The sequence below is a fragment of the Aminobacter sp. P4_H6_2 genome, assembly GCF_056400805.1.
This window is the reverse complement of the sequence record NZ_JBFUKO010000196.1, coordinates 1-8,536: the sequence shown is the minus strand read 5'-3', so window position 1 is coordinate 8,536 and position 8,536 is coordinate 1. Positions and strand designations below refer to the sequence as shown.

Below are 8,536 nucleotides of genomic sequence, written 5' to 3'. Positions count from 1 at the left end.
CCCATACCTATGTATGGCCACGGGTAGCGCGGGCGCGCCAGGACGGCCAGTTCGAGATTCTGTCCAAGGCAGCAGCGGCCATCCGGCCGGATCCCTATCTCGCCAGCTACAACCCCGAGGAATGGGGGGAGCGGCTGGCCATGCATTCGATATGACCCCGTGCCGAGGGGCATGGGACCAAGCAACCGAACGACACCACAGGCAAGCGTTGGAACTCCGCAACGACGACATTGCCGCGATGAGGAACAATGGTATCACGTAGCCCCCACGTGGCGCCGCATGACGGATCAGCGCCGATCCAGATCAAGGACATACGGTCGCTCCGGGTCCTTTTGCTGCAGCCCAAGAGCAGCGAGGGCGAGGAGCTTTGGCAGCACCTCAACCGGATCGGCTGCCAGGTCCAGACAAACTGGCCGCCGCCGGCGGAAATTCCTGCCAACATCGACGTGGTGTTCGCCTTCATCCGCCCGCTGGTCGAAGGCGGCATCGCCTGGAACTGGAACGCGGACGATCCGCCGGCGGTGCTGATTGCCATTGTGGACTATGAGAACCCGATCATCGTCGAGAAAGTTTTGCGCCTGCGGGCCCAGGCGGTGATCGGCCTGCCGCTCAGGACATTCGGAATCCTCGCCAACATACTGCTGAGCGTCAACAATCACCGGCGCGAGGCGCGTCTGCGCACGCGTGTCGATCGCCTCTCCGCAAAACTCAAGGCGCACCGGGATATCGACAAGGCCAAGGAAATCCTGATGGCCACCAATAAGGTGTCGGAACAGGTCGCATACGAGACATTGCGCGAGCAGGCGATGAACAAACGCACCACCATCGAGGCGATTGCCCTGGCCATCATCAATGCCAGCGACCTGCTAAACCTCCCTCTGCGTCAAGCTGCCGATGTCACCTGATTTCACGCCTCGAACGGAGTTGGAGCGAGTCGATACCGTAAGTGCTGTTCAGGCGAACAGTTGCAGGGCAGGCTCGGCAAGACTCGGGGCGAGCTTGATCGGCAGCCTCTCCTTTCGCCGTCGACGCAACAGTGAGCAACTGCACGCTCACCTCCAGCGGTGCGCTGACCGAGTTCCATCGTCTGGGTCTGCGTGTCAGGCTGGAGATCGATGTCGCGGCTCCGCAATGCTGCAGCAAGGGTCTAGCTTTTTCTTGCGCCGCAGGCATGAGCGCGAAGACTTCACCGAGTCCTTGCCGAACGCGTTGGCGGCTTCCGTGGAACGTCGTGGGTCTAATATGTGGCATCATAGGGCCGAAACCTGACGGTCAGGTTTCGGCAGGATCCTGTTAGCAAATCGGTCACTGCGCCTCCGATATTATGTTCGCCGAGCCAGTCTCGGCCGCCGGTGGCGTCCCACCTTGGTGTACTGATTGGTCCAAATTGACGCACGCAAATGGGCACAAAGCCGCAGATGTCGCGTAACGCGGCATAACGCTTTTCAACCGCCTATGGCCGAAAATCTAGGTAGGCTAGACGTCAGATTCTCTTAATCCGAGATTTAATGCTCGACGAGTAACGAGTAGCATTTTCTCGTGAATGCTTCATCGAAATCCCATTCTCATCCGCTCGTCTCATGTCGTGAGCATCGGCCAATCCCGACCATTACCTCGGACCCGCGCCTCGTCCGGTGAGCAGCCATGAGAGGCTTACACTCAGAACGCCCGCGATCATCGCCAGGCGATTGGCGCGTGGAGCAGCCCGATCATTTTCCCAGTCGCTCCAGGTACTCGTCTCGACGCCCACCACTTTCGCCATGCTTTGCGCCGAAACATCCAATGCATCGCGAGCAAGCGAGATGCGTCCGCCAATCGTGTCGTCCAAAACGCCATTGGCCGCATAGTGATCGTTGAAAATCATAGGAACTCCCTTCGAGATGACCCCATCGGCACTCCTGGCACCATGACCRGTGCCAGGTTCTTTTCAGAGGTCCATGGACCTATTTTGCCGCCTATTTGCCGGTCCAGGCTTTCACTTGTTCGGAATGATCCGCCATGTATTTTTCGACAGCGGCATCATACGAAGTCTCCTGCGCCTGGAACATTGCCGCTTCCAGATCGCCAATGGGCAGCTTCATGCGCGACAGAAAGCCTGCGACCTCCGGGTTGTCCTGCTTGAAACCCTTGCGAGCCAATATGTCGACATGCTCGGCCTGGCCGAGGGACTTCTTCGGATCGGCGATGTAGCGCAGTTCGTACTTGCCGAACATCCAATGCGGGCTCCAGGCCGTCGCGACGAACCACTTCTCGGACCTGGTTGCGCGGTCCACGGTCGTCAGCATGCCAGCCTCGCTGGAAATCTGCAGCTTGTAGCTGTCGAGGCTGTAGTCCTTGACCGCCTTTTCCGAAAGACGGGTAAGCCCCGCACCGGGATCGATGCCCTGAACAGTACCGTCGAGCTTTTGCTTGACTTCGTCTTTCTTCAGGTCCTCGATCGAGCTGATGTCGCTTTCCGGTATATATGCCGGGACGACCCATCCAAGCTTGGCGCCGTCGTAGACGGTGCCGAGGACGTCTACCTTGTCTTCAATCTTGCCATAATACTCGGCATGGGTCTGCGGAAGCCACGCCATCATCATCGCATCGAGATCCCCGCGGCTCACGCCCTGGTAGAGCGGTGCCACATCCGTCTGCATAAGCTCGACCTTGTAGCCCAGTTCATCCTTGATGATCTTGGCGGCGAGCTTGGTGACGAATTCCGCGTCGGACCATGCCGACCAGCCGATCTTTACAGGCTTTGCGTCCTGCGCGATGGCTACGGTAGCTGCGCCGCCAATGAGGATGGCAGCAAGGCTGATGGTTCCAATGGCCTTCAATATGTCTACTCCATTTATTGGCTGGGAAAACAGCGGACCGCTGGCCCGCTGATGCGGTGCAACGGTCAAGTGGTGGTAACCACCGACCGCCGCGATGCGAAGCTGGGAGACAGCAAGCGCCAGGATGCGCCTTGCTTCCCGAGGCTCTGGGTGAGCCGGTCAAGGATCACTGCGAGAATGACGACGGCGATGCCGCCTTCAAAGCCGGTGCCGACATCAAGTCGCTGAATTCCCGTCAGAACAGTGTTGCCCAGRCCGCCGGCGCCGATCATCGAAGCGATGACCACCATGGACAATGACAACATGATGGTCTGGTTGATGYCTGCCATGATCGATGGCATCGCGTTGGGCAGTTGAACCTTGAGCAGGAGTTGGGTCGACGTACAGCCAAATGCGTTGCCGGCTTCGACGAATTCCACATCCACCTGACGGATGCCGAGATTCGTTAGGCGCACGACCGGAGGCATCGAGAAGATGACCGTCGCTATCGTGCCGGGAACGGCCCCCAGGCCAAAGAACATTGCCGCAGGAATGAGGTAGACAAAGGCCGGCATGGTCTGCATCAGATCCAGCCCCGGGCGGATGACTGCGGCAACCGAGTCGCGACGCGCCATTGCGATGCCGAGCGGCAGGCCGACCATTATCGCAATGATCGTCGATGCGATTACCAATGACAAGGTTTCCATCATTGCCGGCCAAAGCTCCATCTGCCCCACCAGAGCAAGCGACAGGCCGGTGAAAATTGCAAAGCCGAGAGAGACGCGGCATAGGGCGAGAAAGACGAATATGGCGATCCCGAGCGGCATCGGAATGCCTAGGAGGCCGCTTTGCAAGGTGCCCGTCACGAACCCGATCAGCGCTGCGAACGTGTCGAGCGCAGGGGCGAAATTGTCGAGCAGGTAGTTGACGGCTAGGTCGATGCCGTCGCCGATGTCGAAGGACATGATTTTATCCGTAAGTCTGGTTTCAATTGGCCCGATCGAGCGTCTCAAGCAGTGCCGACTTGCTGATGGCGCCGACATAGTGGTGTTCGTCGTCCACTACGGGTACGGGCCATTCGGTGGCCGCCACAGTTCCAAGAACGCTGGAAAGCTGCTCGCTGGCCAGGATCGGCACCGCCTCTGAAAGGAACGCCTTGCGATACGAGTCCGCATCCTTGGAGCGGACCTTCTCCATCAGCGACGCCCGGCTGACCATTCCGAGATATTTTCTGTCGCGCCCCACCACAATGGCATACTCCCGGTCATGACTTTTCATCTGTTCCAACGCTGCTGCAGCTGAAACACCCTGACGTTCTATGATCGTGAGCTGTGTCTTGCGGGCTACATCGCCCGCTTTGAAAACCTGTGAGACGTCGACATTGCGAAAGAACGAGCGGACGTAATCATTGGCGGGATTGCCGACGATTTCATCGGGCGTTCCAACCTGGATGACATTTCCGTTTTGCATGATGCAAATACGGTCGCCAATTCGCATCGCTTCATCGAGGTCGTGGCTGACAAAAACGATGGTGCGGGTGTGCTCGGATTGCAGCCGAACCAGTTCGTCCTGCATCTCTGTACGGATCAGCGGGTCAAGCGCCGAAAAAGCCTCGTCCATAAGCAGAATGGTCGGTTCGCTGGCCAGCGCTCTGGCAAGCCCCACTCGCTGCTTCATGCCGCCGGAGAGCTCATCCGTCCGGCTTTCGCCATAGCTATCCAGCCCCACGGCCTTCAGCGCTGCCATGGCCTTGATCTGGCGTTCAGCCGCCCCAACTCCGGCCACTTCCAGTCCGAAGGCGGCGTTGTCTAGCACGTTGCGGTTTGGAAGAAGCGCGAAGGATTGGAACACCATGCTGATGTCCCTGCGGCGGAGGTCGATGAGCGCCCTACGCGACATCTTCGTAATGTCGTGGCCGTCAATCTCAATTGAACCAGATGTCGGCTCTATCAGCCTGTTCAGCAAGCGTAGAAGGGTTGATTTGCCGGATCCGGACAGGCCCATGATCACGAAGATCTCTCCTGCCTTGATATCAAGGCTGGCGTCGTTGACGCCAATGGAGCACCCGGTTGTCCGGTGGATTTCGGCCTTGTCCTTACCCGAGCGGAGCAGTTCGAGGGCGTTCCGGGGCTGTTCCCCGAAGATCTTATGGACGTTCCTCAACCGTATCTTCGTCGCCTCGCTGGAGGCGCAGTTGTCGTGTTCAGTCGTTATTGCCATCAATGATTTGCCGCCTGCTCGATAGCCGACGCACTCTCCTTATCGTGATTTTTGTCTCAGGCCTCTGCCAATGGAGGCACGTTCGAAACTACTTTCGACGCCCCTTCCGAAGGCGCAAAATCTAAACCTCGCACTGCCAAGATGAGTGCATATATAACAAACATCAAGGATTGGTCGGCGCGCAGAAATAGAGTTTTCTACATTGACAAATTATTGTCGAAGCGCAAGGATGCTATCTCAATACGCCATGTAGCTTCCGGAGTCCATCAAAAATTCCACTTTTTGTGCCCGCCGGCTTGTTGGCCTTGCATTTTGGGGCTGATTGGGGTGCCATTTTGGCCGCCGATGCCATGTAAAAGCGCGTGTTGGCCTGCTCCGATTGTCGCCCCTGAAAATTGCCCGATCGGTGGACAAGCGCAAAAAATGTTTACCCAAATGGGATGGGCGCCGTCACGGCTAGCGGCGAGCTACTTTGGCTTGGATCTGGGGGCCATCCGCTAAAGAGCAGCGTATGTACGCAATGAGCCTAAAGCGATGGCCACAAAGTCACCTGGCGTCGGCGCAGAAAACGTCTGCCATTGGAGGGACGCCATGCGTGCATTGCCGATTGATGCGCGTCATTTCGGTTGTCGGCTCGGAACTGGTCGAGATGCGGCTTGGCGTCTAGCGGCGAAAGCGCCGGGTGGTACTGCTTCCGGCTCCAGATCTCGACAACCGGACATTAGGGTCGCGCAAGCTCGCTCTTACCTGACTCTGGGCAGACATTCTTGAACGCGCACATGTCAAAGCACCTGTCGGTGGTGTTCTGCTATAAATTGGTGGGCGCGCCAAATCCGGTCATCTGAATGGCCGCGTTTCGCGGGCTCGCAGGAGAGTGCCGCCCAGCGCGATCGCCGCCATGCTCGCYAGAAGCACGGCTGCGCCCAGGAAGAGCCCCTGATAACCAGCGGTCATGATCACTGGTGTGCTGAGCAGTGGCGAGATGAATTGGCCGGTGAACACCGAGGCCGTCAGTACGCCGCCGGCCAACCCCCGGCGATGCGGTGGTGCAAGAGCAAGTGTCAGCGCGACAAATGTCGGCGAAACCGCCGCATAGCCCGCACCGATCAGAGCAGCGCCAGCCAAAGTGAACATAGGCACCGCCGAAGTCACCAACAACAGGAAACCAGACGCCATAGCAGCATACCCAGTTGCATAGACGCCAGCGTAGCCGATAGCCCGCTGTATCCGGGAGTAGACCAACGCCACGCTGCCGCCACTCAGCATCAGCACGCTGAGCGTCATGCCCGTCATGGCGGCACTGCTATAACCCTCGATATCGAGGAAGAACGGTAACTGCGTCGGCATGATGAAGAAGAACATGTTCGTTACCGACTGCAGGACGACCAGACCAAGAAATGGCAGACGCCATCTCCGCTGCTCCTCCGATCCGGACGTATAGGCAACTTGGCCGACTGAAGGCGTCTGCCGCGGCTCCACGATCACCATCCATGCAATCGGCAGCACCAGCAGGGCCAACCCGTACACACCGAAGGCCCATCGCGGCGATACCGCCGCGACCAAGCCCGCCAGTAATATGAAAACCAGGCCGCCAAAGTTTCGAGCCGAGATTTGCAATCCCGTCAGCGCGCTCCGGGCCTCACCAGCGAAATAGTCGCCGACCAGTGCCGTCTGCGCGGTCATGATAAACGCGACGGCGATGCCCAATGCAATGCGACTCAGGAAGATCGCCGGCAAGTTAGGGAGGTACAACCCGGCGCTGCCTGCGATCACAAAAAGTATAATACCGGCAAGTAGCAGAACGCGTCGTCCGATCCGGTCCACGGCAAGCCCCACCAATGGAGCTAGGAGCGCAACGCTCAACGAAGGGGCCGTGACCAGGAGACGCGTCAACAATGCCGAGTGGGGATCGTCTGCGAACAGTTTTTGCAATCCGGGGAGCGCGGGGCTGATCGTCGCGTTTGCCATCACCGTTAGCGTTGCCGCCATCAACAGCGCGACTGCACGGCTATCCCGCCAGATCGCCATTTCAGTCGTTCTTGATGTGGTTTCCATCCTATTTCCCTTGCCGCAATTGTCATTGCAAGAGATGCTACGACTTCAAGCCAACTTGAGGTCAAGCATGAAAATGATGGATATTGGTGAGGTAGCCGAGCGCGCCGGCGTACGGCCCTCTACCCTGAGGTACTACGAGGAAATTGGGCTTATCCGATCCTTCGGCCGGCATGGGTTGCGGCGACAATTCGACGGAGACGTCCTGTTGAAGCTCTCCCTGATCGCGCTCGGCAGAACGGCAGGTTTCTCACTCACCGAGATCGCTGCGATCCTTGGACAGGACGGCCGGTTGGAATTGCCCAGGGAGGAACTGCGTGCCAAGGCGGACGAATTGCGAAGACAGATGGCTGGGCTGCGCGTTTTGCGCGACACGCTTTGGCATGTCGCCGACTGCAGTGCACCGAGCCATCTCGAATGCCCGACATTCCGCAAGCTCCTGAACACAGCGTCCAAAATTGCAAAGCCTCGGAAAACGCCAACGAGGGCACGAGCATAGGTCAGATCGGACGCCCGCGGTTGCAGATTTTGGTTTGAGCCGACTGCAGACGCTAGGAGACGTGCCACGAAAGCCTGGATTGGGCCGTTGGCGGACCGCCTGCTTTCGGGATGAGGAGATGGAATAGCAGCCGTTCAGGTCGCGACCCTCGTCGGACCTTCCCACAGGCGATACTCCGTCAATTCGCTGTCGAACTCGTAGGCTATCGGACCAATCGTTGGCTGAAAGATCACCCTAATCGCCAAAAGGCAGCGTCGCGACCACGAAGCGCGAAAAACACCGACTTGCAGGCTGTATGACGGCCATGTTCGCGGATGAGAACTCTCGATTCTCCGATTATGGGCATAGCCGCCAAGTACGGTCGTCGCCCCCCGTCGAGATCCGCCGCTTCAGGAACTTGCGGCAGTGGCAAGGCGAGGAAAGGCTACTATTCAGGACGCGTTCGGTGTAGCTTTCGAGCGAAAAGTTTGGGTCACGGTGAGGAACGGCATGTCGCCCATTTGGTATGTTCGGCAAACAGAATCCGGATACGAACAGCAAGGGCGACGCTCAACTCACTAGCGCTAGACGGGAAAACGAATCTTGATATTGCTCAAGCGCCTTTTTCAGAGGGTTCTCGTCTTCTGTCTGGGCGTTTTTAGTGTTTGGCTGATAGTCTTCGTCGTTTTCGATACTGCGGACCACAGACTTCCATGGATCTTAGCGGTGAGTCTTACCTACGGGTTGAGTGCCTATGTCATTCTGCCAAATGTCGTTCGAATGGGCCTGAAGGTTCTTCACCGGAGACTTATCCCTAGATACACGATCACCGGGGATGGTCTCCCCGGCRATCCCGTAAATCTTGTCCTCATTGGAACTCTTCAACAGCTTCGCGACGCGTTTACAGCAGCGGGCTGGTCGACGGCTGATCGTTTGGGGATAGCAACCTCGTGGCGAATGATACGAGCGTTTCTGCTCAACTCTCCGT

General features: G+C 58.0%; 9 protein-coding genes. 4 read left to right on the top strand and 5 right to left on the bottom strand.

Features of this window, described 5'->3' with window-relative positions:
• Positions 1 to 155, top strand: a 155-nt coding sequence (locus tag AC1DUU_RS15485) for a transporter substrate-binding protein (protein WP_476784297.1), incomplete at its 5' end; no start/stop codon positions are given.
• Between the two features lie 93 nt (positions 156 to 248).
• Complete coding sequence (locus AC1DUU_RS15480) at positions 249 to 905, top strand: ANTAR domain-containing response regulator (protein ID WP_476784294.1); 657 nt, start codon at positions 249 to 251, stop codon at positions 903 to 905.
• A 704-nt stretch (positions 906 to 1,609) separates the two neighbouring features.
• Here the strand turns inward: AC1DUU_RS15480 and AC1DUU_RS15475 are convergent.
• The 5 genes from AC1DUU_RS15475 to AC1DUU_RS15455 form a co-directional block, all read right to left on the bottom strand.
• Positions 1,610 to 1,864, bottom strand: a complete 255-nt coding sequence (locus AC1DUU_RS15475) for a helix-turn-helix domain-containing protein (RefSeq protein WP_476784293.1) — start codon at positions 1,862 to 1,864, stop codon at positions 1,610 to 1,612.
• A gap of 91 nt (positions 1,865 to 1,955) precedes the next feature.
• On the bottom strand, positions 1,956 to 2,822 hold the full coding sequence (locus tag AC1DUU_RS15470; protein WP_476784296.1) for a glycine betaine ABC transporter substrate-binding protein: 867 nt from the start codon (positions 2,820 to 2,822) through the stop codon (positions 1,956 to 1,958).
• 62 nt (positions 2,823 to 2,884) lie between these two features.
• Positions 2,885 to 3,763 carry an ABC transporter permease gene (locus tag AC1DUU_RS15465; protein ID WP_476784292.1) on the bottom strand — a complete coding sequence of 293 codons (879 nt, stop codon included), beginning with the start codon at positions 3,761 to 3,763 and terminating at the stop codon, positions 2,885 to 2,887.
• Between the two features lie 22 nt (positions 3,764 to 3,785).
• Entirely contained in the window at positions 3,786 to 5,018 is a 1,233-nt protein-coding gene (gene proV / locus AC1DUU_RS15460) for a glycine betaine/L-proline ABC transporter ATP-binding protein ProV (protein WP_476784291.1), read from the bottom strand.
• 837 nt (positions 5,019 to 5,855) lie between these two features.
• Positions 5,856 to 7,073 carry an MFS transporter gene (locus AC1DUU_RS15455; protein ID WP_476784290.1) on the bottom strand — a complete coding sequence of 406 codons (1,218 nt, stop codon included), beginning with the start codon at positions 7,071 to 7,073 and terminating at the stop codon, positions 5,856 to 5,858.
• 67 nt (positions 7,074 to 7,140) lie between these two features.
• Between AC1DUU_RS15455 and AC1DUU_RS15450 the strand changes: the two genes are divergently transcribed.
• Positions 7,141 to 7,569 carry a helix-turn-helix domain-containing protein gene (locus AC1DUU_RS15450; RefSeq protein ID WP_476784289.1) on the top strand — a complete coding sequence of 143 codons (429 nt, stop codon included), beginning with the start codon at positions 7,141 to 7,143 and terminating at the stop codon, positions 7,567 to 7,569.
• A gap of 759 nt (positions 7,570 to 8,328) precedes the next feature.
• Positions 8,329 to 8,536: LssY C-terminal domain-containing protein (locus AC1DUU_RS15445; protein ID WP_476784295.1), on the top strand; the 208-nt coding region annotated here is incomplete at its 3' end.

What these genes read in the sequence shown, in the direction of transcription:
- AC1DUU_RS15475 (WP_476784293.1), bottom strand. Translation starts at nt 1,864, where the DNA reads ATGATTTTCAACGATCACTATGCGGCCAATGGCGTTTTGGACGACACG.
- AC1DUU_RS15450 (WP_476784289.1), top strand. Translation starts at nt 7,141, where the DNA reads ATGAAAATGATGGATATTGGTGAGGTAGCCGAGCGCGCCGGCGTACGG.
- AC1DUU_RS15480 (WP_476784294.1), top strand. Translation starts at nt 249, where the DNA reads ATGGTATCACGTAGCCCCCACGTGGCGCCGCATGACGGATCAGCGCCG.
- proV (WP_476784291.1), bottom strand. Translation starts at nt 5,018, where the DNA reads ATGGCAATAACGACTGAACACGACAACTGCGCCTCCAGCGAGGCGACG.